This is a genomic window from Caulobacter sp. FV1ye13L, from assembly GCF_058681155.1.
Map to the genome: position 1 here is coordinate 881116 of NZ_CM178732.1, position 22756 is coordinate 903871.

24 protein-coding genes are annotated in these 22756 nt (G+C 67.4%); 11 read left to right on the forward strand and 13 right to left on the reverse strand.

What is annotated here, in order from left to right; translation table 11 throughout:
* Nucleotides 1-39 precede the first annotated feature (39 nt).
* The 6 genes from ACW176_RS04045 (at nucleotide 40) to ACW176_RS04070 (ending at nucleotide 5855) form a co-directional block, all read left to right on the forward strand.
* Entirely contained in the window at nucleotides 40-1425 is a 1386-nt protein-coding gene (locus ACW176_RS04045; RefSeq protein WP_419319060.1) for a S41 family peptidase, read from the forward strand.
* A 94-nt stretch (nucleotides 1426-1519) separates the two neighbouring features.
* The gene (locus ACW176_RS04050) at nucleotides 1520-1873 is read left to right on the forward strand and encodes a CZB domain-containing protein (RefSeq protein WP_492110987.1); all 354 of its coding nucleotides are present in this window, start codon (nucleotides 1520-1522) and stop codon (nucleotides 1871-1873) included.
* A 99-nt stretch (nucleotides 1874-1972) separates the two neighbouring features.
* Nucleotides 1973-3166 (forward strand): divergent polysaccharide deacetylase family protein, encoded by a 1194-nt coding sequence (locus tag ACW176_RS04055; RefSeq protein WP_492110988.1) that lies wholly within the window; start codon nucleotides 1973-1975, stop codon nucleotides 3164-3166.
* Nucleotides 3163-3648: an RNA pyrophosphohydrolase gene (locus ACW176_RS04060; RefSeq protein WP_492110989.1), complete on the forward strand. Its 486-nt coding sequence runs from the start codon at nucleotides 3163-3165 to the stop codon at nucleotides 3646-3648. Before ACW176_RS04055 ends, ACW176_RS04060 begins: the two co-directional genes overlap by 4 nt.
* Nucleotides 3649-3674: 26 nt before the next feature.
* Nucleotides 3675-5051 (forward strand): alpha/beta hydrolase, encoded by a 1377-nt coding sequence (locus ACW176_RS04065; protein WP_492110990.1) that lies wholly within the window; start codon nucleotides 3675-3677, stop codon nucleotides 5049-5051.
* A 54-nt stretch (nucleotides 5052-5105) separates the two neighbouring features.
* Complete coding sequence (locus tag ACW176_RS04070; protein ID WP_492110991.1) at nucleotides 5106-5855, forward strand: alpha/beta hydrolase; 750 nt, start codon at nucleotides 5106-5108, stop codon at nucleotides 5853-5855.
* Here ACW176_RS04070 and sugE read toward each other — a convergent pair whose 3' ends face one another.
* From sugE to ACW176_RS04125, 11 genes are all read right to left on the reverse strand, one after another.
* Nucleotides 5856-6179, reverse strand: a complete 324-nt coding sequence (gene sugE, locus ACW176_RS04075; RefSeq protein ID WP_492110992.1) for a quaternary ammonium compound efflux SMR transporter SugE — start codon at nucleotides 6177-6179, stop codon at nucleotides 5856-5858. It abuts the gene before it with no gap.
* Between the two features lie 121 nt (nucleotides 6180-6300).
* Nucleotides 6301-7011 (reverse strand): hypothetical protein, encoded by a 711-nt coding sequence (locus tag ACW176_RS04080; protein WP_492110993.1) that lies wholly within the window; start codon nucleotides 7009-7011, stop codon nucleotides 6301-6303.
* Between the two features lie 204 nt (nucleotides 7012-7215).
* A complete protein-coding gene (locus tag ACW176_RS04085) occupies nucleotides 7216-7476 on the reverse strand; it encodes an ATP synthase F1 subunit epsilon (RefSeq protein ID WP_419319068.1) in 261 nt (86 codons plus the stop codon).
* Nucleotides 7476-7730 carry a hypothetical protein gene (locus tag ACW176_RS04090; protein ID WP_419319069.1) on the reverse strand — a complete coding sequence of 85 codons (255 nt, stop codon included), beginning with the start codon at nucleotides 7728-7730 and terminating at the stop codon, nucleotides 7476-7478. Before ACW176_RS04090 ends, ACW176_RS04085 begins: the two co-directional genes overlap by 1 nt.
* Nucleotides 7730-9340: a F0F1 ATP synthase subunit beta gene (atpD, locus tag ACW176_RS04095; RefSeq protein ID WP_419319070.1), complete on the reverse strand. Its 1611-nt coding sequence runs from the start codon at nucleotides 9338-9340 to the stop codon at nucleotides 7730-7732. Before atpD ends, ACW176_RS04090 begins: the two co-directional genes overlap by 1 nt.
* A gap of 56 nt (nucleotides 9341-9396) precedes the next feature.
* Nucleotides 9397-10275, reverse strand: coding sequence for a F0F1 ATP synthase subunit gamma (locus ACW176_RS04100; RefSeq protein ID WP_492110994.1), 879 nt, complete (start codon nucleotides 10273-10275; stop codon nucleotides 9397-9399).
* 32 nt (nucleotides 10276-10307) lie between these two features.
* The gene (gene atpA, locus ACW176_RS04105) at nucleotides 10308-11840 is read right to left on the reverse strand and encodes a F0F1 ATP synthase subunit alpha (protein WP_492110995.1); all 1533 of its coding nucleotides are present in this window, start codon (nucleotides 11838-11840) and stop codon (nucleotides 10308-10310) included.
* 51 nt (nucleotides 11841-11891) lie between these two features.
* Entirely contained in the window at nucleotides 11892-12446 is a 555-nt protein-coding gene (locus ACW176_RS04110) for a F0F1 ATP synthase subunit delta (RefSeq protein WP_492110996.1), read from the reverse strand.
* Between the two features lie 179 nt (nucleotides 12447-12625).
* Nucleotides 12626-12877 (reverse strand): hotdog family protein, encoded by a 252-nt coding sequence (locus ACW176_RS04115; RefSeq protein ID WP_492110997.1) that lies wholly within the window; start codon nucleotides 12875-12877, stop codon nucleotides 12626-12628.
* 139 nt (nucleotides 12878-13016) lie between these two features.
* Entirely contained in the window at nucleotides 13017-13334 is a 318-nt protein-coding gene (locus tag ACW176_RS04120) for a DUF8200 family protein (protein ID WP_492110998.1), read from the reverse strand.
* A gap of 269 nt (nucleotides 13335-13603) precedes the next feature.
* Entirely contained in the window at nucleotides 13604-14029 is a 426-nt protein-coding gene (locus ACW176_RS04125; protein ID WP_419319076.1) for a hypothetical protein, read from the reverse strand.
* A 133-nt stretch (nucleotides 14030-14162) separates the two neighbouring features.
* Here ACW176_RS04125 and ACW176_RS04130 point away from each other — a divergent pair, with 133 nt between their 5' ends.
* The 5 genes from ACW176_RS04130 (at nucleotide 14163) to ACW176_RS04150 (ending at nucleotide 18440) form a co-directional block, all read left to right on the forward strand.
* Nucleotides 14163-15464, forward strand: coding sequence for an acyl-CoA dehydrogenase family protein (locus ACW176_RS04130; RefSeq protein ID WP_492110999.1), 1302 nt, complete (start codon nucleotides 14163-14165; stop codon nucleotides 15462-15464).
* A gap of 81 nt (nucleotides 15465-15545) precedes the next feature.
* Nucleotides 15546-16178, forward strand: a complete 633-nt coding sequence (locus ACW176_RS04135) for a LemA family protein (RefSeq protein ID WP_419319078.1) — start codon at nucleotides 15546-15548, stop codon at nucleotides 16176-16178.
* A 63-nt stretch (nucleotides 16179-16241) separates the two neighbouring features.
* Nucleotides 16242-16991: a TPM domain-containing protein gene (locus tag ACW176_RS04140; protein ID WP_492111872.1), complete on the forward strand. Its 750-nt coding sequence runs from the start codon at nucleotides 16242-16244 to the stop codon at nucleotides 16989-16991.
* Nucleotides 16991-17689 (forward strand): TPM domain-containing protein, encoded by a 699-nt coding sequence (locus ACW176_RS04145; protein WP_492111000.1) that lies wholly within the window; start codon nucleotides 16991-16993, stop codon nucleotides 17687-17689. Before ACW176_RS04140 ends, ACW176_RS04145 begins: the two co-directional genes overlap by 1 nt.
* Before the next feature lie 319 nt (nucleotides 17690-18008).
* A complete protein-coding gene (locus ACW176_RS04150; RefSeq protein ID WP_492111001.1) occupies nucleotides 18009-18440 on the forward strand; it encodes a DUF1330 domain-containing protein in 432 nt (143 codons plus the stop codon).
* A gap of 1 nt (nucleotide 18441) precedes the next feature.
* On the opposite strand, the gene ACW176_RS04155 is transcribed toward ACW176_RS04150, so the two are convergent.
* Nucleotides 18442-20187, reverse strand: a complete 1746-nt coding sequence (locus ACW176_RS04155; RefSeq protein ID WP_492111002.1) for an N-acyl-D-amino-acid deacylase family protein — start codon at nucleotides 20185-20187, stop codon at nucleotides 18442-18444.
* Between the two features lie 137 nt (nucleotides 20188-20324).
* On the reverse strand, nucleotides 20325-22706 hold the full coding sequence (locus ACW176_RS04160) for a TonB-dependent receptor (RefSeq protein WP_492111003.1): 2382 nt from the start codon (nucleotides 22704-22706) through the stop codon (nucleotides 20325-20327).
* Nucleotides 22707-22756: the final 50 nt, after the last annotated feature.

The following is a 22756-nucleotide window of genomic DNA, read 5'->3' on the forward strand; positions in this document are numbered from 1 at the left end:
GCGGCGCTTCACGCGTCGCCAGGGAGCTCTCAAGGCCTAATGCGCAAGTACCTGCTCATCGGAGTTTCGGCCTTTGTCCTCGGCGCGGGGACCATGGCCTATCTGAGTCCCATCGCCCAGGCGAACATCCCGCCCAAGACCAAGACCTACAAGCTGCTGGAACTGTTCGGCGACGTGCTGGGCACGGTCGAGGACCAGTACGTGACCGAGGTGGACGACAAGAAGCTGATCGAGGCGGCCCTCGACGGCATGCTGACCAGCCTTGACCCGCACTCGGGCTACCTGTCGCCCGACAGCTTCGAGGACATGCAGGACACCACCCGCGGCGAATATGGCGGTCTGGGCATCGAGGTCACCAGCGAAGAGGGCGTGGTCAAGGTCATCTCGCCGATGGACGGCACCCCCGCCTCGCGGGCCGGCATCCAGGCGGGCGACTACATCACCGCCGTCAACGGCCAGAGCGTTCTGGGCCTGACGGTCAGCGAAGCCGTCAAGCAGATGCGCGGCGCGCCCGGCGAGGCGGTCAACCTGACCATCGCCCGCGAAAAGACCGACCCCTTCGACGTCAAGCTGATCCGCGAAGTGATCAAGCCCAAGGCCGCCATCGCCCGCATGGAAGGCGACTTTGGCTATGTGCGCCTGCCCGGCTTCAACGAGAAGGCCACCGACGCCCTGGTCTCCTCGATCAACGACCTGAAGGCCAAGAACCCGAAGATGAAGGGTCTGGTCCTGGACATGCGCAACAACCCCGGCGGTCTGCTCGACCAGGCCGTGGGCGTGGCCGACGTGTTCCTGGACGGCGGCGAAGTGGTCAGCCAGCGCGGCCGCGATCCGCGCAACATCCAGCGCTACAACGCCCGCCCCGGCGACCTGCTGAACGGCCTGCCCGTGGTGGTGCTGATCAACCAGGGCTCGGCCTCGGCCGCTGAAATCGTCGCCGGCGCCCTGCAGGACCGCAAGCGCGCCGAACTGGTGGGCCTGACCAGCTTTGGCAAGGGTTCGGTCCAGACCGTGATCCCGCTGCGGGGCGGCGCCGACGGCGCCCTGAAGCTGACCACGGCCAAATACTTCACCCCGTCGGGTCGCTCGATCCAGAAGACCGGCATCGCGCCGGACCTCGAGGTCGCCCAGACCCGCGACCAGGCCCAGGACATCGCCAACCGCGTGTGGTTCAGCGAGGCCAGCTTCAAGAACGCGCTCAATGCCGATGAGGGCAAGACCCGCATCGGGGCCCACACCCCGGCGGAAGCCCCGCCGACCGCCTTCGACGACAAGAAGGGCGACTTCCAGCTGCAACGCGCCCTGGCCGTTCTGCAGGCCGGCTCGGTCGCCGCAACGCCGAAAATGCCCAAGCCGGCCGCCAAAATCGCCGAGGTCACGGCCAAGGCCGCCGCCATGGGCAAGCCGGTCGTCGAGAAGAAGTAGCGCCTACCCGATATGGGTCTGAGCGCGGGCGGCCGTAAGCCTGCGTTCATTCCAGCCCTCTATCCCGACCCTGTTGGAATAGATGGGAAAACTCATGGACTTGGACAACGCGCTTGCCGCTCACTCGGACTGGAAGGTCAAGCTTCGCGTCGCTCTCGCCAAACACGAGACTCTGGACGCCGACCGCATCGCGTCGGATTGTCATTGTGAGTTCGGACTCTGGCTGAAGGGCGAAGGGCGCGCGGCCCACGGCGCCTCGGCGAACTTCAAGATGTGCGCCGAAAGCCACACCGAGTTCCACCGTTGCGCGGGGAACGTCGCTCGCGCGATTAATGCCGGCCGCATGGATGAAGCCGCGCAGGAGCTGGAGGCCGGCACGCCGTTCTCGCGGTCATCCCAGGCCGTCGCCGTAGCGGTTCGGCGGCTGAAGACCGAACTGGCGGCCTGACCCCGACGAGGCGGCGCGGCCGATAGCCACGGGGGCCAGACCCGAGCAGACAAGCTCTGTTAACCATAAATTCGGGTCTGGCGGCTAGGGTCACGGACGATGGCCGCCATGTTCTCCCGCAAGCCCGCCTATGCCGCCTCGGCCCCCGCGCCCGAGGCTGGCGGCGATCTGCGCGCCCGCCTGATGGCGGCTGTGTCCAATCCCTACATCGCCGCCAGCGGCGCGGCCTGCCTGTTCATGGTCACCCTGGCGGGTCTGGTGCTGGTCACCGGCGATCCCAAGGCGGGCGCGCCGGTCATCCGGGTCGAACTGACCAAGATCGGCGCCACCAAGAACGCCCCTGACGGCTGGAAAGAGGCGCTCGCCGACGAGGGCGAGCACGAAGCCCCCTTCAAGCCCGACACCTTCGACCTTTCAGCCAAGCCCATTGTCGACAGCCCGGTCGAGGCCTCGATCTCGTTCCCCGGCGAGACTGCTCCCGGCGAAGAAGCCCCCGGCATGGCGCACGCCGCCGGCGGCGCACTGCCCCAGGCCCCGATCGCCGGTCTGGCCGGCCCGGGTCCCGGCGGCGCTTCGCTGCCGATCATCGCCGCCAATGGCCGCACCGCCGCCGAGGCCTATGCCCGCCCGTTCACCGCCACGGGCCGCCCCAAGGTGTCGGTCGTGATCGGCGGCCTGGGCCTGAACCCCCAGACCACCCGCGCGGCCATCGAGACCCTGCCGCCCGAAATCACCCTGTCCTTCGCGCCCTATGCCGAAGGCCTGCAGGGCTGGATCGACCTGGCCCGCGCCAACGGCCACGAGGTGCTGCTGGAAACCCCGATGGAGCCGGCCGACTATCCGGCCAATGATCCCGGCCCCTACACCCTGATCGCCGCCAACCGGCCCGAAGACACCGTGCGCAAGCTGGAATGGCTGATGTCGCGCGCCACCGGCTATTTCGGGCTCAGCAACTATCTGGGCGCGCGGTTCATCGACTCCGACGCGGCCATGAACACCTTCAACGCGGCCCTGAAGGCCCGCGGCCTGGCCTTTGTCGACGACGGCCTGGCCGCGCGACGCGGCGGATCGATCCCGCGCGCTTCCGCCGATCGGGTGATCGATGATGAGCTGTCGGCTTCCGCCATCGACGCCCAGCTGCGCGCCCTGGAGACCGGGGCCAGCGCCCGGGGGCAATCCATGGGTTCGGGCTTCGCCTATCCGGTGACGATCAACCAGGTGCGGACCTGGGCCAACGGCCTGACGGCGCGGGGGATACAACTGGCCCCGGCCTCGGCGCTCACCCGTCGATGAGCCAGGACCCTCTGGCCCGCCACCGGCCCAATGTGGGCGTGGTGTTGTTCCATCCCGACGGCCGCGTCTGGCTGGGTCGCCGCAACCAGCAACCCCCGCCCTACAACTGGCAATTCCCTCAGGGCGGTGTCGACGACGGCGAAGACCTGCTCGACGCCGCCAAGCGCGAGCTGGCCGAGGAAACCGGCGTCGTCTCCGCGACACTGCTGGGGCGCACCGAAGGCTGGATCGCCTATGACTTCCCGCCCGAACTGGTCGGCTCCAAACGCGCACGCGGCTGGGCGGGCCAGAAACAGGTGTGGTTCGCCTTCCGGTTCATCGGTGAAGAGACGGAAATCGACCTCGAAGCGCATGGCGAGGTCGAGTTCGACGCCTGGACGTGGGGAAAGCTCGACGAAACCCCCGAACTGATCGTACCCTTCAAGCGCGGGGTCTACGAACAGGTGGTCGCTGCTTTCGGAAAGTTCGTGGCGGGCGACTGATCGCTCCCACAGGGAGAACGATCGGCATGGCCAAGACCGTCCTGATGATTCATGGCTATGGCTGCGCGAGCAGTTGCTGGGGTCCAGTCGCCGAACGTCTGACCGCCGAGGGCTACAGGGTCGAGGCGCCCACCATCCGCGCCGACCAGCGCAAGGTCGCCGCGCCGGGCGCGGGCCTGGCTGGTCTCAGCCTGGCCGACTATGTCGCCGACATGAGCGCCCTGGCCGCGTCCCTGGCCAAGCAGGACGGCGAAGCGCCGATCGTGTTCGGACATTCGATGGGCGGCCTGATCGCCCAGAAACTGGCCGAGGCCGGCCTGGTCTCCGGCGCCGTGCTGTTCTCGCCCGCCTCTCCCGCCGATGCGCGGGGCAAGCCCAAGCTGTCGCCGGTGTTCGCCTTTCTCAACGCCGTGCTGATGTCCAAGCCGGAGACCCGGACGGTCAAGCAGTGGAAGACCGGCTTCAAGCTGTGCGTGATGAACGCCGTGCCGGCCAGCCGGCATGACGCCCTGTACGCCAGGATGGTCTACGATTCGGGCCGCGTGCTGGCCAATCTGGCCTGGCCCGACAAGGACCCCAACAAGACCGCCCATGTCGATGTCGACAAGGTCACGGTTCCGATCCTGGTGGTGGCCGGCGCTCTGGACCGCACCACGCCTGTCGATGACATGCGCCTGGTGGGCCAGAAATATTCCGCCGTCGGCGGCGACTATGTCGAATATCCCAACAACGCCCACTGGCTGATCGACGAGCCGGGCACGGACGTCATCCTGGGTGATGTGATCGGCTGGCTGAAGACCAAGGCCCTGGCCGCCGCGCCGGCCAAGGCCGCCGCCGCTGAAACGGCCCCGGCCAAGGCTGCGCCCGCGCCGAAGGCCAAGGCTGCCCCGGCTCCGGTCAAGCCCACCGCGGTCGCCGAAGTCGCCGCGCCCCCCAAGGCGGCCAAGCCGAAGGCTGCGCCCGCCAAGGCCGCTCCAAAAGCCGCCGCCGAGAAACCCGCACCCGCGCCAAAGGCCGTAAAGCCTGCCGCCGCCGCCAAGGCGACCCCGGCCAAGGCCGCGCCCAAGCCTGCCCCGACCGCCAAGGTCGTCGAAGCCAAGCCGGCCGTGAAGGCCGCCGCCAAGGCGAAAGCTCCGGCCAAGGCCGCGCCCGTCGCCGCCCCCGCCAAGGTCGCGGCGCCCGCCGCCAAGGCCCCAGCCAAACCCAAGGCCGCCGCGCCGAAGCCCGCGCCGGCCGCCAAGGTGACAGCGCCGAAGGCCGCTGCACCGAAGGCTCCGGCCAAGGCTGCTGTGACCAAGGCGCCGCCAGCCAAGGCGGCCGCGCCCGCCAAGGTCGCGCCGAAGGCGGCCGCCAAGCCGGCTGCGACAACGAAACCCGCCAAATCTTCGCCTAAGCCCAAATAGAGCGTGTAAGCTCACGCCGTCGGCTGCTTCGCCGACGGCGTTCGAAAGGCGCCCATGCCCGCACCGGTCATCATGGTCCACGGCGCCTTCTGCGGCGGCTGGACATTCGACAGCTTTCGCCAGCCTTTCGAGGCCGCCGGTCACGCGGTGCTGACGCCCGACCTTCTGGGACATGACGGCAAGGTTTCGGTCGCCGGCCGCTCCATGACCGACTACGCCAAACAGATCGCCGAACTGTGCGCCACCTGCGAGGAGCCCCCGGTCCTGATCGGCCACTCGATGGGCGGCCTGGTCGCCCAGATGGCGGCCGCGCGGGCCAAGGTCTCGCGCCTGATCCTGCTGGCCCCCTCGCCGCCCTGGGGCGTGCCGGGCGCCAGTCTGGAAGAGGCGGTCTCGGCCGTCAGCCTCTACGCCCTGGGCCCCTACTGGCTGCAGGCCGTCGATCCCGACTACGGCGTGGTGGAACGCTACAGCCTGGACCGGATGGACCGCGCCGACCGCAAGGCCCTGTATGCCCGCATGACGCCCGAAAGCGGCCGCGCCCTGTGGGAGACCCTCAACTGGTGGCTGGACCCGTTCATGACCACCAGCGCCACACCCTCGGGCGCGCCGACCCTGGCCATCGCCGGCGGCCGGGACGTCATCCATCCCACGGCCACGGTCCGCCAGACCGCAGCGCGGCTGAACGGATCGGTCGAGGTGTTTGCCCAGATGAGCCACTGGCTGCCGGGCGAACCGGGCTGGGAAGCCGTCGCCGAGCGTTGCCTGGACTTCATCACCGCTGAGGGGCGCGCCGCGGCCTAATCAGGCCGGCGGCGAGAACAGCTTCAGTCCCAGGATGCCCGCCACGATCAGGCCCAGGCAGACCAGCCGCGCCGCCGTGGCCGGCTCCTTGAAGACCACGATGCCGACAATGGCCGTGCCGACCGCGCCGATGCCGGTCCATACCGCATAGGCCGTGCCCAGCGGCAGGGTCTTCACCGCCCAGCCCAGCAGGCCCATCGACAGCACCAGGCTGATCGCCGTCAGGACGGTGGGGATGGGCCGGGTGAAGCCCTCGGTGAATTTCAGGCCCACGGCCCAGCCGATCTCGAACAGACCCGCGATGAAAAGGATGATCCAGGCCATGACCTGCTCCACTTTTATTGAGTGGGGTCGTCCCCGGAAACGGCAGAAGGCGCGGGGTCGTCCCCGCGCCTTCCGTTGATATGGGACAGCATGGCGGGAGGGCAAGCCTCCCGCTCCGGCCTTAGCGGCTGGTGGTGCTGTACAGGATCTGGGCCTGTTCGAAGTTCTTGCCCACGGGCGAACCGTCGGTCTTCTTCAGGCGCATATAGACCAGACCGGCGTGACCGCTGGCCCAGTTGTCATCCCAGGACACCGTGAAGCGACGGAAGTCGCTGCTGACCACCTGGTCGTTGCGGATCAGGCGCAGCTGCGGGCTGTTTTCCCACGTGGCCCAGTCATGCAGGGCGCTGGCCAGAGCCTGGGCCTGAACGTCGCCCAGGGCGTACTGGATGGTAACGGTGCAGACGTTCTTGTTGGAACCGGGGTTGTCCAGGACGATCTGGAAGGGCTTGCCCAGGTCCAGAACCCACTGTTCCTTCTTCTTCTTCAGACCGGCCGCCTTGACCAGGGCCTGGAAGTCGCCGCCGACCACAGCGGGCTTGCAGATGCGATCCAGCACGCTGAGCAGCTGCAGCGAGACGGGGTCGGTGGTGGGCGGCGGACGGACCGGTTCGACATAGGTGTCAGCCGGAACCGTGCCGGCGGCCGGAGCCGGGACAACAGGCGCGGCGGCCGGATCGACGGGCGCGGCCGGAGCAGCGGGAGCCGGTTCCGGCGTCTGGGCCGGAGCCGCAGCAGGCGCTGCGGCGGGAGCCGGAGCGGTTTGCTCCTGGGCGACGGCGGCGGTCGAAACCACACCGAGGGCGATCAGGCTGGCGAGCGCGAGGCGCATTATCGAGATATCCCCATCAGGCTAGAGGTCGGCATTAAAGCCGACAGACGGTCCCTCGCAACCCTTATGGCGACAGATTGCGACGGAGATTGGGCCACAAGTGTAATTTCCTGCGTCCATACGTCGCGCAGGTTCCCCCCAGACGCGAAAACGCCTCCGCCCTGGGCAGGACGGAGGCGTTTCTTCGAATCAGTCTGGAGCCGATCAGGCCGCTTCGACAGCGTGCTCGGCCAGGATCGTCAGCCCGTCCGGGCCCACGTCGGCGAAACCGCCCTGGATGTCGAACAGCTTGGTGGTCGCGCCGTCCTTCACGGTGACGCGGCCTTCGCGCAGCGTCGTCATGAAGGGCGCATGGTTGGCCAGAACACCGAAGTCGCCTTCAGCGCCCGGAGCCTGGACCATGTCGACCTCGCCCGAGAACAGTTCGCGTTCCGGAGCGACCAGAGAAAAGTGCAGCTTGGCCATTATTCCACGATCTCCACGTCGCCGAGGGCCGCCTCGACGTCTTCGTCGGTCTGGATCTCTGTGCCGCAGAACGGGCAGAAGCGGATGGTGGCCAGCACGACGCCGGTCTCGCCCTCTTCTTCCCGCTCTCCGAGATTGAGCAGAATCAGGCCGCTGTCATGCTGGACAAGAGCATCGGCCGGGTCCGAAGAGACCGCGTCCTCAAGCTCCTCGCAGCAGAAGCCAACCAGGTCGTGGTCGTGTTCGTCGGTCATCAGGCTTCGCTCGCCAGCTTTTCAGCCTTGGCCACGGCTTCTTCGATCGTACCGACCATGTAGAAGGCGGCTTCCGGCAGGTGGTCATATTCACCGTCGACGATGCCCTTGAACGAGCGGATCGTGTCCTTCAGCGCGACGAAGGCGCCGGGGGTGTTGGTGAACTGCTCGGCCACGTGGAAGGGCTGGCTGAGGAAGCGCTGAATCTTGCGGGCGCGAGCGACCGTCAGCTTGTCCTCTTCCGACAGCTCGTCCATGCCCAGGATGGCGATGATGTCCTTCAGCGACTTGTACTGCTGCAGAACTTCCTGGACCGAACGGGCCACGTTGTAGTGCTCTTCGCCGATGACCAGCGGGTCCATGATCCGCGAGGTCGAGTCCAGCGGATCGACGGCGGGGAAGATGGCCTGGGCGGCGATGTCGCGCGACAGAACGGTGGTGGCGTCCAAGTGGGCGAACGAGGCGGCGGGCGCCGGGTCGGTCAGGTCGTCGGCGGGCACGTAGATGGCCTGGACGGAGGTGATCGAACCCTTGTTGGTCGAGGTGATGCGCTCCTGCAGGTTGCCCATCTCGGTGGCCAGGGTGGGCTGATAGCCCACGGCCGAGGGGATGCGGCCCAGCAGAGCCGACACTTCAGCGCCGGCCTGGGTGAAGCGGAAGATGTTGTCGACGAACAGCAGCACGTCCTTGCCTTCTTCATCGCGGAAATATTCAGCGATGGAGAGGCCGGTCAGGGCCACGCGGGCGCGGGCGCCGGGGGGTTCGTTCATCTGGCCGTAAACGAGGGCGCAGCGGCTGCCTTCGGTCGAGCCATTGATCTTCGGGTCCACATTGACGTTGGACTCGATCATCTCGTGATACAGGTCGTTGCCTTCGCGGGTGCGCTCACCCACGCCGGCCAGAACCGAATAACCGCCGTAAGCCTTGGCGATGTTGTTGATCAGTTCCTGCATGGTCACGGTCTTGCCGACGCCGGCGCCGCCGAACAGGCCGATCTTGCCGCCCTTGGTGTAGGGGCACATCAGGTCGATGACCTTGATGCCCGTGACCAGCACTTCAGCGGTGTTGGTTTGCTCGGCGAACGACGGCGCCTCGCGGTGGATCGAGCGGAAGATGTCCGACTTGATCGGGCCCTGCTCGTCGATCGGCTCGCCGATGACGTTCATGATGCGGCCCAGAGTGCCGGGGCCGACCGGGACGCGGATGGCTTCGCCGGTGTCGCGCACGGCCTGGCCGCGAACCAGACCTTCGGTGGCGTCCATGGCGATGGCGCGGACAGTGCTCTGACCCAGGTGCTGGGCGACTTCGAACACCAGGCGCTGACCGGTCGCGATGTTGACCGTTTCCAGGGCGTTGAGGATCGCCGGCAGTTCACCGGTGAACTCGACGTCGACGACGGCGCCGATGACCTGCACCAGCTTGCCGGTGGCGGCGCCGATGGTGGCCGGAGCAGCCTGGGTCGACTTCGGCGCTGCGGCCTTGGGGGCGGCAGGCTTCTTGGCGGCCGGAGCCTTGGGGGCGACGGCGGGCGTTGCGGCGGCGGCGGGCTTCTTCACGGCGGCCGGCTTTTCAGCGGCGGCGGCGGGAGCCTTAACGGGGGTCTTGGCCATGGCGTGCGGGTCTTTCGTGCGTGCTCGTGCGTGCGTTTTTTACGTTAGGCTTTTGATCAGACGGCTTCGGCGCCGGAGATGATCTCGATCAGCTCCTTGGTGATCTGGGCCTGGCGGGAACGGTTATATTCGAGGGTGTAGCGCTTGATCATATCGCCGGCGTTGCGCGTGGCGTTGTCCATCGCCGTCATCTGGCTGGCGTAGAAGCCGGCCATGTTGTCGAGCAGGGCCGACAGGATCTGGACCGTCAGGTTGCGCGGCAGCAGGGTCTCGAGGATGGCCTCTTCCGAGGGCTCATACTCATAGACGGCGCTGGCCCCCGTCGCCGGAGCGGCCGAGGTGTCCACCGTCGCCGGGATCAGCTGCAGCGCGGTCGGGGTCTGGATGACCACCGACTTGAAGCGGCTGTAGAACAGCGTGACCACGTCGATGTCGCCGGCCTCATAGAGGCGCGTGACGACGTCGGCGATCGGCTGGGCCACCGACAGGGTGAACTGGCGATAGGCCGACAGATCGAAATTCTCGACGATGCGGTCGGCATACAACCGGCGCAGCTGCACGGTCGATTTCTTGCCGACGCAGACGATCTTCACGTCCTTGCCCTGGGCGATCAGCCTGTCGATATGCAGGCGCGCGGCCCGCACGATCGACGAGGTGAAGCCACCGGCCAGACCGCGATCGGCCGCCGCGACGATGACCAGGTGGCGATCATCGCGACCAGTGCCGGTCAGCAGGGCCGGAGCCCCGTCTCCCGACACGCCGGCCGCCAGGTTGGCGATCACGGCCGCCAGACGCCGGGCGTAGGGACGGGCTGATTCAGCCGCGTCCTGGCTCCGGCGCAGCTTGGCTGCCGCCACCATCTGCATCGCTTTCGTGATCTTTTGCGTCGCTTTGACGCTCGAGATCCGATTGCGCATTTCCTTCAAACTGGCCATTCGGCGCTACTCTCTCCGAGCGTTCCGAGGGCTTAGGCGAAGGTCGACGAGAAGCTGTCGAGCGCGCTTTTCAGCGTGTTCTCCAGATCCTTGTCGAGGGCCTTCTTGGTGCGGATGCCGTCCAGCAGATCCTTGTGCTGGCTGTGCAGGCGCGCCAGGAACTCGGTCTCAAAACGACGAACCGACGAGGTCGGGATGGCGTCCAGATAGCCGCGCGTGCCGGCATAGATCACGCAGACCTGCTCTTCGACGGCTTGCGGCGAATATTGCGGCTGCTTGAGCAGCTCGGTCAGGCGTTCGCCGCGAGCCAGCATCTTCTGGGTCGAGGCGTCCAGGTCCGAACCGAACTTCGCAAAGGCGGCCATTTCGCGATACTGGGCCAGTTCGCCCTTAATCGCGCCGGCGACCTGCTTCATCGCCTTGATCTGGGCCGACGAGCCGACGCGCGACACCGAGATGCCGACGTTCACGGCGGGGCGGATGCCCTGATAGAACAGGTCGGTTTCCAGGAAGATCTGGCCGTCGGTGATCGAGATCACGTTGGTCGGGATGTAGGCCGAGACGTCGTTGGCCTGGGTTTCGATGATCGGCAGAGCCGTCAGCGAGCCCGAACCATTTTCTTCGTTCAGCTTGGCGGCGCGTTCCAGCAGACGGGAGTGCAGGTAGAACACGTCGCCCGGATAGGCTTCGCGGCCCGGCGGGCGGCGCAGCAGCAGGGACATCTGGCGGTAAGCGACGGCTTGCTTGGACAGATCGTCATAGATGATCAGGCCGTGCAGGCCGTTGTCGCGGAACCACTCGCCCATGGCGCAACCCGAGAACGGGGCCAGGTACTGCAGCGGCGCCGGCTCGGAAGCCGAGGCGACGACGACGATGGTGTATTCCAGGGCGCCGTGCTCTTCGAGCGTCTTGACGATCTGGGCGACGGTCGAACGCTTCTGGCCGATGGCGACATAGACGCAATAGAGCTTGGCGCTCTCGTCCTTGCCGGCGTTGGCGGCCTTCTGGTTCAGGATGGTGTCGATGGCGACGGCGGTCTTGCCGGTCTGACGGTCACCGATGATCAGTTCGCGCTGGCCGCGGCCGACGGGGATCAGGGTGTCGATCGACTTCAGGCCGGTCTGCACGGGCTCGTGCACCGACTTGCGCGGGATAATGCCCGGGGCCTTGACGTCGACGCGGCGGCGCTCGGTCGAAACGATCGGGCCCTTGCCGTCGATCGGCTCGCCCAGCGGGTTGACGACGCGGCCCAGCAGGCCACGGCCGACCGGAACGTCGACGATCTCGCCCAGACGACGGACTTCGTCGCCTTCCTTGATGGCCTGGTCCTGACCGAAGATCACGCAACCGACATTGTCGCGCTCGAGGTTCAGGGCCATGCCCTTCACGCCGGCCTTCGGGAACTCGACCATTTCGCCGGCCTGGACGTTGTCCAGACCGTAGATGCGGGCGATGCCGTCACCGACGGACAGCACCTGGCCGACGTCGGAAACAGCGGCGTCTTCGCCGAAATTGGCGATCTGCGACTTGAGGATGGCCGAAATCTCGGCGGCGCGGATGTCCATGGCTGTCTTGGGCTCTCTGCGATTTTTATCTTTTGACGCGCTTATAAAGGTTTAGGCGCGCTTCAGGGCGAATTTCAGGGAATCGAGCTTCGAACGGAGCGAAGCATCGAACAGGCGGGAGCCGACGCGCACCTTGACGCCACCCAGGAGGGAGGCGTCGATGCGGGTCGAAAGTTCGGGGGTCTTGCCCAGCGCCGAAGCCAGGGCGGCTTGCACGCCCTTCAGCTGGGCGGCGGTCAGTTCGGTCGCCGAGATCACCTCGGCCGAGACAACGCCGCGATGCTTGGCCGACATTTCGGCGAAGGCCGTGATCGCGCCCATCAGGTCGCCGGCGCGGCCATTGGTGGCCACCAGGCCGAGGAACTTGCTGGTCAGCGGCTGGAAGCCGGCCTTCTTGGCGATGGCGGCCAGGCCCTTGGCCTTGTCTTCAGACGAGAACGCGGGCGAGGCGACAAGGCGGCGCAGATCGGCGCTGTCGGCATACATCGCCTTCAACGACTTCAGGTCGGCCTCGACCTTGGTCAGTTGATTGCCTTCGATCGTCAGTTCGAACAGGGACTGCGCATAGCGCTGACCCGCATCCGTCGCCTTGGTTTCGTCCGCCACTTGGTATCCGCCCGGTGCGTTGCAATGGCCGCGGACAAGAAGATTAACCCTTGTCCCGGCTTAAAGGCTTGAGCGCGCTTGGAAAAAGCACATGTAGAGCCGGTGCTGATGCGCCGGCTCGTCTGAAGCCGCGCGCCTGATAACACGGGCTTTTCGCAGTCGCAACCAAACCGGCGCGATCAAGCCCCGACGCGGCGAAACACCGCCGAGGCGGCGGCGGCGAGGGTTCCGTTACGGCGCCGCACTTCGCCCTGCGCGAACACCAGGCTGCGCGTCGACCGTTCCACCCAGGCGCGCACCGCCAGGTCGTCGTCAGACCCTGCCTCGGGGCCGTCCGGGCCGTAGTCGATGGTCAGGGACGATGGGCGGGTTTCAGCCCCGGCGATATCGCGCAGGGCGGCTTCCAGTTGGGCGGCGAGGGTCGTGCTCATGGATGTTCAACTACGCAGGATCGGCGAAAAGAAAAAGGGCGGCGGGACAGGCCCGCCGCCCCATCAGGCGAATGCTCGAGGAAACAGCCAGACAGGACGAAGATCGCCCCAACGCGTCCGGGTACTAAACAGAGGTGGCTCAGGCGGCCTTGGCCGAGGCGTTGCAGCGCGCCAGGTCTTCGGCGTCCAGCGACTTGGTCTCGCCGCCGAAGGCCGAAACACGGCCGACTTCCTTGGCCAGGACCTTGCAGGACGCGGCCGTGATGGCGCGCGAGGGGGCCGAGGTCGCGACGCATTCAGCGCCGTCGCAGACGAACACCGCGCCGCCGGCGACGATCTTGGACTTGGCGGCGACCGGGGCTTCCAGAGCGGCGGCGACGCGGCCATCGGCCAGGGCGGCGCCAGCAAACATGGAAACGGACAGAGCGGCGACAGCCGCAAGGGTACGGAGCTTCATAGGAGCCCTCCAACGTTCAGGGGAGTTATGTGAAGATCGATGATCGGCGAAAGCGTACTGGTCGTTCAGGCTTTGGGGACGCAAGCATCGGTATCCCCACCGACGCGACAAAGCTGAACTAAGCACTGCTTAGATATCAGTGATAAGCGATTGCGCAAGCGGAATTTGATTCGCATGAGCAATTTGTAATGAAGCCCGGCGGATTTCAGAATCGGCCAGCGCCCGCCGACGGGCGGCCGGCGCCGGCCGCTCCCGGGTTGGCGTCCGGGCTACAGGCCCAGGATTGAGTCGATCCGGCTCTCGGCCTTGGCGTGGATCTGCCGCTCTTCCACCATGCCCTCAAGCCGCGCATATCGCCCGTTCTTGCCGACCTTGCGACGCAGCTGGTCGGCGGTCAGGAGGACAGGCGAAACCGCCGGGTCGGAGAAGCTGCCCATGAGGGCCGACAGCAGCGCGCCGATAAAGGCCGCCGCAACCGGTCCGGCCGCACCGTTGACGCCCTCGCCGAACACGGCCTCAAGACGGGCGATCAGCAATTCGCGGTTGGGCTGGTCGTCCAGCATGCCGATCAGCATCAGTACGCCGCCCTCGATGGCGACGGCCAGCACCACGGCCACCAGCACGCCCAGCAGTCGGGGCCGGACGAAAAGTCCGAGCGCCGCGCCGATGATCGCTGCTGTGGCGATGGTGAACATGCGACCAGCCTAACGGGGGTTGGTCAAAAGCCCGTTAAGAACGCCGATATTCCCAAGCGGCAGGCTTGGCTGCAACCAGACGCCGCGCATACTCGCCGGCAAGACAAAGAAAACATTGCAGGGAGGCTAGGCCATGGACTTCACCCTACCGCCGGAACTGACCGCCTATCTGGCCGTGCTCGACAAGTTCATCGAGGACGAGATCGCGCCCTTGCAGGCTCGCGACGACAACGAGCGGTTCTTCGACCACCGCCGCGAATGGGCCCGCACCGATTGGGACGGCGGCGGCCTGCCCCGCCATGACTGGGAAGAACTGCTGGCCAAGGCCCGCAAGCTGGCCGACGCCGCCGGCCACTATCGCTTCGCCCTGCCCCGCGAGTTCGGCGGCCAGGACGGCTCCAACCTGTGGATGGCGGTGATCCGCGAGCACCTGGCCAGCAAGGGCCTGGGCCTGTTCAACGACCTTCAGAACGAGCACTCGATCGTCGGCAACAATCCGTTCGTGCTGATGATCCGCGATTTTGGCCGGCCCGATCAGCAGCACCTGATCACCGACATGCTGGACAAGGGGGCCTTTCGTCCGACCTTCGGCCTGACCGAGCCCGAACATGGCTCGGACGCCACCTTCATGGAGACCCGCGCGGTGCGCGAGGTTCATAAGGGCGAGGCCGGCTGGCGGATCAATGGCGAGAAGATGTGGACCACCGGCATGCACGCCGCCACCCACTGCTGCCTGTTCGCCCGCACCTCCGGCGAGGACGGCGAGGCCAAGGGGATCACCGCCTTCCTGGTGCCGGCCCATGCCCCCGGCGTGAAGATCGAGGAATACCTCTGGACCTTCAACATGCCCACCGACCACCCGCGGGTCAGCTTCACCCAGGTGTGGGTCCCCGACAGCGCGATGTTCGGGCCCGAGGGCGGCGGCCTGGCCCTGGCCCAGCACTTCGTGCACGAGAACCGCATCCGCCAGGCGGCCTCCAGCCTGGGTGCGGCGACCTTCTGCATAGAAGAGAGCGTGAAATACGCCCGCGTCCGCAAACCCTTCGGCAAGCCCCTGGCCGAGAACCAGGCCATCCAGTTCCCGCTGGTGGAACTGGCCAGCACCGCCGAGATGCTGCGCCTGCTGATCCGCAAGACCGCCTGGGAAATGGACCAGATGACCAAGCCGGAGGTGGAAAAGCGCCTCTCCGACAAGGTCTCGATGTGTAACTACCAGGCCAACCGCCTTGTCTGCGAGGCCGCCGACCGGGCCATGCAGGTGCACGGCGGCATCGGCTATTCGCGCCACAAGCCGTTCGAACACATCTATCGCCACCACCGCCGCTACCGGATCACCGAGGGGTCCGAGGAGATCCAGATCCGCAAGGTGGCGGCCTGGCTGTTCGGCTATCTGGGTCCCCGACGCAAAACCTTCGCGGAAATGGAGAAGGTTTAATCCCGGCCGACCTGACGCAGATCAACGGACGCGCTATCTAACGAGGGTATGCGAGCCGTGACGCTCGTATTGGAGGGCTGAATGAACCGTTTCGCCAAATCTTTCTCGCGCCTGGCGCTGGTCGCCGTGCTCGCCGCCGGCCTGGCCGGCTGCGGGATCAACACCATCCCCACCCAGGACGAGGCGACCAAGACCGCCTGGGCCGAGGTGCAGAACCAGTATCAGCGCCGCGCCGACCTGGTGCCCAACCTCGTGGCCACCGTGAAGGGCTACGCGGCCCAGGAAAAGGGCGTGCTGGTCGAGGTCACCGAGGCCCGCGCCAGCGCCACCCAGGTGAAGGTCGACGCCTCGACCATCACCGACCCGGCCACCTTTGAAAAATACGCCGCCGCCCAGGACAAGCTGTCGGGGGTGCTGGGTCGACTGATGATGATTCAGGAGAACTATCCCGACCTGAAGTCGAACCAGAACTTCATGGCCCTGCAAAGCCAGCTGGAAGGCACGGAAAACCGCATCACCATCGCCCGGCGCGACTACAACCAGACGGCCCAGAAATACAACACGACGCTGCGGACCTTCCCCAGCATCATCTGGGCCAAGACGATGTATTCCAGCCAGAAGCCGGCCGTGCTGTTCCAGGCCACGGCTGCGGCGCAGTCGGCCCCGACGGTCAGCTTCGACGCGGCCCCGCCGGCCTCGGCTCCGGCCCAGTAAGTGAACACCCTCTCTCTCCTCCCCCGCGCGCGGGGGAGGGGTTGGGCGGCGGCCGTGCTGGCCATGCTCTGCCTCTCCCTGGCCCTTCCCGCCTTCGCCGCGCCGAAGTTCCCGCCGCTGAGCGGCCGGGTGGTCGACGAGGCCAATATCCTCTCGCCCCAGGTCGAGAGCGAGCTGACGGGCAAGCTGAAGGCGCTGGAAGACTCCACCGGCCGTCAGCTGGTGGTGGCCACCGTGCCCAGCCTGCAGGGCTACGAGATCGAGGACTACGGCTACCAGCTGGGCCGCACCTGGGGCCTTGGCGACAAGGACAGGGGTGACGGCGTCATCCTGCTGGTCGCCCCCACCGAGAAGAAGGTGCGCATCGAGGTCGGCTATGGTCTGGAGCCGGTGCTGACCGACGCCCTGTCCAGCGTCATCATCCAGAGCGCCATCATCCCGAAATTCAAGGCCGGCGACCTGCCGGGGGGCGTCGTGGCCGGGACCGATGAGTTGCTGACGCAGCTGTCCCTGCCCGACGACGAGGCCCGGGCCAAGGTCGCCCAGGCGGCCAAGCCCCAACCCTCAAGCTCCGGCTCGGACTTTTCGCCGATCGCGGCGCTGCTGATCGGCCTGTTCGTGTTCTTCCTGATCACCCGCCTGCTGCCGGGACGGCGCGGCCGGCGCGGCGGTCTGGGCTCGGCCCTGCCCTGGATCATCCTCAACGCCCTGACCAGCGGCGGCGGCGGCAGCGGTCGCGGCGGCGGCGGCGGCGGCGGGTTCTCCGGCGGCGGCGGCTCGTTCGGCGGCGGCGGAAGTTCGGGGAGCTGGTAATGCGCAAGATGACTCCGCAAGACCAGGTCCGCATCGCCGACGCCGTGGCGGCGGCCGAAAAGACCACCGCCGGCGAGATCTTCTGCGTGCTGGCGCCCGAGGTTTCCGACTATCGCGAGACGCCGCTGGTCTGGGCGGCGGCCGCGGCCCTGATCCTGCCGGCCGGCGGCCTGCTGGCCGGATTGCGGCCGGACATGCTGACCCGGCTGTTCGGTGGCTGGACCGTCGGCCACGCCTCGGCCACCGACGGCGCCATCCTGTCGGCCCTGTCGATCTATATCGGCCTGCAGGCGGCGATCTTCATTGTGGCCGCCCTGCTGGTCTCGATCCCGCCGATCCGCCGCGCCCTGACGCCCGGCCCGCTGAAAGCGGCGGCGGTCAAGCGCGCGGCCATGGAGCAGTTCATGAGCCATGGCCTGCACCTGACCCGCGACCGCACCGGGGTGCTGATCTTCGCCGCCCTGGCCGAGCACCGCGTCGAGGTCATCGCCGACGAGGGCATCTACAAGGCCGCCCCCAATGCGGTCTGGGACGAGGTGGTCGCCGATCTCGTGGCCGGCATGAAACGCGGAAAGATCGCAGACGGCTTCGTCGCCGCCGTCACCCGGGTGGGCGAGATCCTGTCCAGCCATGTGCCGGTGCGCGAGGCCGACACCAACGAACTGCCCAACGGCCTGACGATCCTGCCGAAAAAATGATGGCGCTGCTGCTCCCCGTCCTGGTCTCAATCGCCGTCGCCCTGCTTGGCGGGCTAGTGATGTGGCTTTGGAACGGATTCTTCGGCCTCCGCCCAAGGTCCATCCGCCGATCCGGTCAGTCGGGCCCGGTGACCTGGATGGACGCCGGCTCCGGAGGCGCCGGGCTGGGCGGCGAGGTGTCCGGTGACGGCGGTTCGTTCGGCGGCGGCGGCGCCTCGGGCCACTGGTAGGGCAGGCCGCGCCGTGTCGGGCCTAGCGTCGCCCGAGCGCGTGATCGATACTCTCTGGCAGAGCGCACAAGCGCCGCATCGGAGGAAACATGTCCAGCATCGATCCAACCCGCGAACAGTTCGACGCCTTCAAGGGCCTCCCGCGCGATGCGCCGATCCAGATGCTGAACCTGGTGCGGCTCAAGGCCATGGCCGACTATCCCGCCGACCATCCCGAGCACGGCAAGGGTCGGTCGGGCCTGGACGCCTATCGCGCCTATGGCCGCGAGACCGCCGCGCTGTTTGCGAAACTGGGCGGCAAGCAGATCTGGGCGGGCAAGCCGGAGCTGGTCCTGACCGGACCGACCGACGAGCGCTGGGACCTAGCCTTCATCGCGCAATATCCCAATGCCGGGGCCTTCTTCGCCATGGTCACCGACCCGGACTACCGCGAGTGGGTCAAGCACCGGCAGGCCGCGGTCGAGGACTCGCGGCTGATCCGGCTGTCGCCGATGACGCCGGGTGAAGGGTTCGGCGAGTAGGCTACTCCGCCGCCAGGGCCATCGGCGCGGACTTGGCCCCGCGCACCAGCCGCCCCGGCAGGGCTCCGGTCGGCTCGCCGTCGCGGTAGGTGACCACGCCACCGACGATCGTGGCCACATAGCCGTGGGCCTTCTGGGTCAGCCGTCGACCGCCGGCCGGCAGGTCGTAGGCGACCCGGGGCGCCTCCAGGCTCAGGGCCTCATAGTCGACGACGTTCAGATCGGCCCGATAGCCCGGCGCGATCAGGCCGCGATCCATCAGGCCGACCGTCAGGGCGGTGTCGCGGGTCTGCATCGCCACCATGGCTTCCAGCGCGATGCGCGGGCCGCGCGTGCGGTCGCGGGTCCAGTGGATCAGGTTGCTGGTCGGGAAGCTGCCGTCGCAGATCATGCCCACATGCGCCCCGCCGTCCGACAGGCCCGGCACGGTGTCCCGGTGGTTCAGCATCGCGAAGCTGGGGTCCAGCGAGCCGCCGGCATAGTTCAGGAACGGGTGATACAGCATGCCCCGACCGTCGTTCTCGAGCAGGACGTTCAGCGCGACCTCCGCCGGATCGCGCCCCGAAGCGGCGGCGCGCGCGGCCACCGTCATCTCGGCGGTCGGCTCGTAGTCAGGGACATCGCCCATCGGGAACAGATTGTCCCAGGCGCGCAGGGCGCTGCCGGCGAACGGGCCCTGTGGGTCGCCCTCCTCGGCCAGCAGGCGGGCGCGGAACTCGGGATCCCGCAGGGCGGCCACGCGCTCGGCCAGGGGCAGTCTGGCGATCTCGCCATAGACCGCGCTCTGGCTGAACGGATTGAGGGTCAGCTCCAGTCCGAACAGCACCCCCACCGGACGCCCGCAGACCTGGGCCTTGATCGGCAGACCCGCGTCGGCGGCGTCCTGCAGACCGGCCAGCATCAGTTTCCAGCCGTCCGGCGACTTGGGGCTCTGGACCAGCGAGAATGACAGGGGACGTCCTGACCGCTCGACGATCCGGCGCAGCATGGCCAGCTCGGCCAGCCCGTCGGGGAAAAAGTCGGAGACCAGCTGCAGCACGCCCTTGCCGGCGGCGGCCAGGCCCAGGGCGATGCCGGTCAGTTCATCCTCGCCGGCCGTCAGGGTCGGGGTCGGCTGGCCGTCGCTGGTGCGGTGATTGAGGGTGCGCGAGGTGGAGAAGCCCAGCGCCCCGGCCTCCACCGCCCGCTTGGCGATGGCGGCCATGGCGGCGATGTCGGCGAGCGTCGCCGGCTCGCGATTGGCCCCGCGCTCGCCCATCACATAGACCCGCAGCGCCGCGTGCGGCAGTTGGGCGCCGATATCGACGTCGAAGGCCCGCGCCTCCAGCGCGTCGAGATAGTCGGGAAAGCTTTCCCAGTTCCAGGGCAGGCCCTCGGTCAGGACGGGGAAAGGAATATCCTCGACCCCCTCCATCAGGCGGATCAACCGGTCGCGATCCTCCGGCCGGCAGGGCGCGAAGCCGACGCCGCAATTGCCCATCACCACCGTGGTCACGCCATGGCCCGAGCTGGGCGTCATGCGCGAGTCCCAGGTCGCCTGGCCGTCATAGTGGGTGTGGATGTCGACAAAGCCGGGTGTGACGATGCGGCCGCGCGCGTCGATCTCCTCGGCGCCCGCCGCCAGATCCGGGCCGACGGCGACGATCACGCCATCCTTGACCGCGACGTCGGCGAAGACGGCCGGCGCGCCGGTCCCGTCGACAACCTGACCACCGCGCAGCACGAGATCATAAAGCCGACCCGGCATCCTGGCCTCCCACCTCTGTCTTTGGCGGCAAGCGTCCGTTGGGTGGCGGCCGCGGTCAAGGCTTCCGCCCCGGAAAGCAGAACGGGGCGACCAGCCTGGTCGCCCCGCACCGCCGATCCCGAAGGGTCGAGGACGGACTAGAAGGTCCGCCGCACCGTCACGCCCATCGTGCGCGGCTGGCCAACCGTGTAGCCCAGACGCGCCCGGCCGCCGCGTTCGCGGTCGAACGACAGCAGCGGGTTCTCGTCGAACACGTTGTTGGCGTAGGCGATGAGGTCGACGCCGTTGTCCATCTCCAGCCCGATGCTGAAATTGACGATCTCGTAGCTGGGCAGCTGCAGATTAACGAGCGTCGGCACGGTGCCGGTCGCCCCGCCGAACGCCAGGCGCGAGGTGAAGGCGCGCGGATTGTTCTCCTGGTCGCTGGCCTGGGTATAGCGGTTGCCGATGTGCTGCACCGAGGCGGTGACATAGGCTTCCATGCCCGAGCGGACGGTCCACGAATAGGTGGCGTCGGCCGAGATCTGGAACTTGGGCACCGACGGCAGGCGGTTGCCCTCGCGGATGCCGCCCAGCACCGCGCCCGTCCCGTCCTTCACGGTCGAGTCGAACTCGGCTTCCAGCAGGCTGCCCGAGACGCCGATGTCGAGGCCCGGCGCCAGACGGGCCGAGAACTCGGCCTCGATACCCTTGGTGTGGGCCTTGGGCACGTTGAACACCACGCGCGAGGAGCACGAGCCGGCGTCCAGGGTCGTCTGCAGGTTCTTGATGTCGGTATAGAAGACGGCGCTGTTGAAGCTGATCCCGCCGAAGCGCGACTTCACGCCGGCCTCATAGTTCCAAAGCGTCTCGTCGTCATAGGACTGGAAGCCGCCGAAGATAGCCGCGTCCTGTGGCGAGCACAGCGGCAGGTTCAGCGGGTCGTTGACGCCGCCCAGCCGGAAGCCCTGGGCGGCCTGGGCGTTGAAGGTGACCGTGTCGCTGGCCTCATAGGCCACCAGAACCCGCGGCGTGAAGCCGTCGGACGCAGTCTTGTCGACCTGGTTGTCGCCGTTGGCGAACAGGCCGCCCGACTTGAACTGGCGGGTTTCCTCAAAGTCATAGAACCGCCCGCCGGCCGTGACGGTCAGCTTGTCCAGCTTGTAGCTGGCCTCGCCGAACAGGGCCTTCTGCTTGATGTTGTAGGGCAAGGAGGCGTTGTAGGGCGAGTTGCGCGGGAAGCCGTTGGCCACCGCCGCCGAGGTGCCGGCGCCCAGGGTGGCGTCGGTATAGGCGTCATAGCCCGGGGTGGGCAGGCGCTGGTCATAGATGCGGTCGACCTCGGAATAGAAGCCGCCGAACACCCACTGGAACGGACCATCGCCGGTCGAGCCCAGCCGCAGTTCCTGGGTGAATTGCTCCAGATCGGTGGTGTCGACCAGCTTGGACGGCAGCAGCACGGCCGCCGACGGATAGCCCAGGTCCACCGAGACGCTGCCGGTCAGGGCGCTGGCGTCGCGGTCGATGTGGATCTTGCGATCGACATAGCTGGTCACCGAGGTCAGCTCGACGGCGCCCATACCGATCGAGGCGGTCAGGTCGGTCAGCAGGGTGTCGTCAGCGAAGCTTTCATCCAGCAGCAGATGCTGCTCGCGCTCGCCCAGTCGCACCGGCGTGCGGCTGGTGGTGTTGGGGTTGGCGAACAGGTTGAAGGCTTCCTGGCGGTTGAAGCCGTTGGCGCGGATCTCCTGATAGACCACCCGCGGCGTGATGCTGATGGTCTCGGTCGGTTGCAGCAGCACCGACACGCGGCCGCCGGTCCGGCTGCCGTCATTGACGTTCTTCTTGCGGCCGCCGCCCTCGATGCGGGCGTCGATGAAGCCGGCGTATTTCGTATAGTAGCCCACCGCGCGCACGGCGACCTTGTCGGAGACCGGCAGGTTGACCGCGCCCTTCACATAGCCGCCGGTGTCGTCGCCATCGACCATGTTGGCGTTGGCCTCGACCACGCCGGAGAAGGCGCCGATCTTGGGCTGGTTGGTGATGTAGCGGATGGTGCCGCCCACCGACCCCGAGCCGAACAGCGTGCCCTGCGGGCCGCGCAGGGTTTCCACCCGGTTCAGGTCAAAGAGGTCGATGTCGGGGGTGAACAGCGACAGCGAGATCACCGACTCGTCGAGATAGACCCCGACCTGTTCCTTGACGCCCGGCTGGTCGCGAACCACCTGGCCGGCCGAAACGCCGCGCACCGAGACCTGGCTCTGGCCGGGGCCGAGGTTCTGGATCGTCAGGCTGGCGACATTGCGCGACAGGTCTTCCAGGGTGACCGCGCCGGAACGCTGGATGTCCTGCTGGGTCTGGGCGTTGATCGAGAACGGCACGTCGAGGATGGTCGAGTCGCGCTTGGTGGCGGTGACGATGATTTCCTCGACGGTGGAGTCCTGGGCCGCAGCCAGGGAGGGCAGGGCCACAAGGCCCGCCAAAGCGGTGGCGGCCAGCAGCGCATGGCGCGTGCGGGGGCGCCGGTTCGTAGAGCTCATGTGTAGTCCTCCCAGATATTTTCGCGGTCTCTGGGCCAGGCCCGGCCGCA

Coding starts and splice junctions, on each gene's coding strand:
- ACW176_RS04115 (WP_492110997.1), bottom strand. CDS start 12,877: ATGAGCACGACCCTCGCCGCCCAACTGGAAGCCGCCCTGCGCGATATC.
- ACW176_RS04140 (WP_492111872.1), top strand. CDS start 16,242: ATGCTCTGCCTCTCCCTGGCCCTTCCCGCCTTCGCCGCGCCGAAGTTC.
- ACW176_RS04160 (WP_492111003.1), bottom strand. CDS start 22,706: ATGAGCTCTACGAACCGGCGCCCCCGCACGCGCCATGCGCTGCTGGCC.
- ACW176_RS04130 (WP_492110999.1), top strand. CDS start 14,163: ATGGACTTCACCCTACCGCCGGAACTGACCGCCTATCTGGCCGTGCTC.
- ACW176_RS04065 (WP_492110990.1), top strand. CDS start 3,675: ATGGCCAAGACCGTCCTGATGATTCATGGCTATGGCTGCGCGAGCAGT.
- ACW176_RS04155 (WP_492111002.1), bottom strand. CDS start 20,187: ATGCCGGGTCGGCTTTATGATCTCGTGCTGCGCGGTGGTCAGGTTGTC.
- ACW176_RS04060 (WP_492110989.1), top strand. CDS start 3,163: ATGAGCCAGGACCCTCTGGCCCGCCACCGGCCCAATGTGGGCGTGGTG.
- ACW176_RS04125 (WP_419319076.1), bottom strand. CDS start 14,029: ATGTTCACCATCGCCACAGCAGCGATCATCGGCGCGGCGCTCGGACTT.
- ACW176_RS04070 (WP_492110991.1), top strand. CDS start 5,106: ATGCCCGCACCGGTCATCATGGTCCACGGCGCCTTCTGCGGCGGCTGG.
- atpA (WP_492110995.1), bottom strand. CDS start 11,840: ATGGACATCCGCGCCGCCGAGATTTCGGCCATCCTCAAGTCGCAGATC.
- ACW176_RS04135 (WP_419319078.1), top strand. CDS start 15,546: ATGAACCGTTTCGCCAAATCTTTCTCGCGCCTGGCGCTGGTCGCCGTG.
- ACW176_RS04080 (WP_492110993.1), bottom strand. CDS start 7,011: ATGCGCCTCGCGCTCGCCAGCCTGATCGCCCTCGGTGTGGTTTCGACC.
- ACW176_RS04050 (WP_492110987.1), top strand. CDS start 1,520: ATGGACTTGGACAACGCGCTTGCCGCTCACTCGGACTGGAAGGTCAAG.
- ACW176_RS04045 (WP_419319060.1), top strand. CDS start 40: ATGCGCAAGTACCTGCTCATCGGAGTTTCGGCCTTTGTCCTCGGCGCG.
- ACW176_RS04090 (WP_419319069.1), bottom strand. CDS start 7,730: ATGACCGACGAACACGACCACGACCTGGTTGGCTTCTGCTGCGAGGAG.
- ACW176_RS04055 (WP_492110988.1), top strand. CDS start 1,973: ATGGCCGCCATGTTCTCCCGCAAGCCCGCCTATGCCGCCTCGGCCCCC.
- sugE (WP_492110992.1), bottom strand. CDS start 6,179: ATGGCCTGGATCATCCTTTTCATCGCGGGTCTGTTCGAGATCGGCTGG.
- ACW176_RS04150 (WP_492111001.1), top strand. CDS start 18,009: ATGTCCAGCATCGATCCAACCCGCGAACAGTTCGACGCCTTCAAGGGC.
- atpD (WP_419319070.1), bottom strand. CDS start 9,340: ATGGCCAAGACCCCCGTTAAGGCTCCCGCCGCCGCCGCTGAAAAGCCG.
- ACW176_RS04120 (WP_492110998.1), bottom strand. CDS start 13,334: ATGAAGCTCCGTACCCTTGCGGCTGTCGCCGCTCTGTCCGTTTCCATG.
- ACW176_RS04145 (WP_492111000.1), top strand. CDS start 16,991: ATGCGCAAGATGACTCCGCAAGACCAGGTCCGCATCGCCGACGCCGTG.
- ACW176_RS04085 (WP_419319068.1), bottom strand. CDS start 7,476: ATGGCCAAGCTGCACTTTTCTCTGGTCGCTCCGGAACGCGAACTGTTC.
- ACW176_RS04100 (WP_492110994.1), bottom strand. CDS start 10,275: ATGGCCAGTTTGAAGGAAATGCGCAATCGGATCTCGAGCGTCAAAGCG.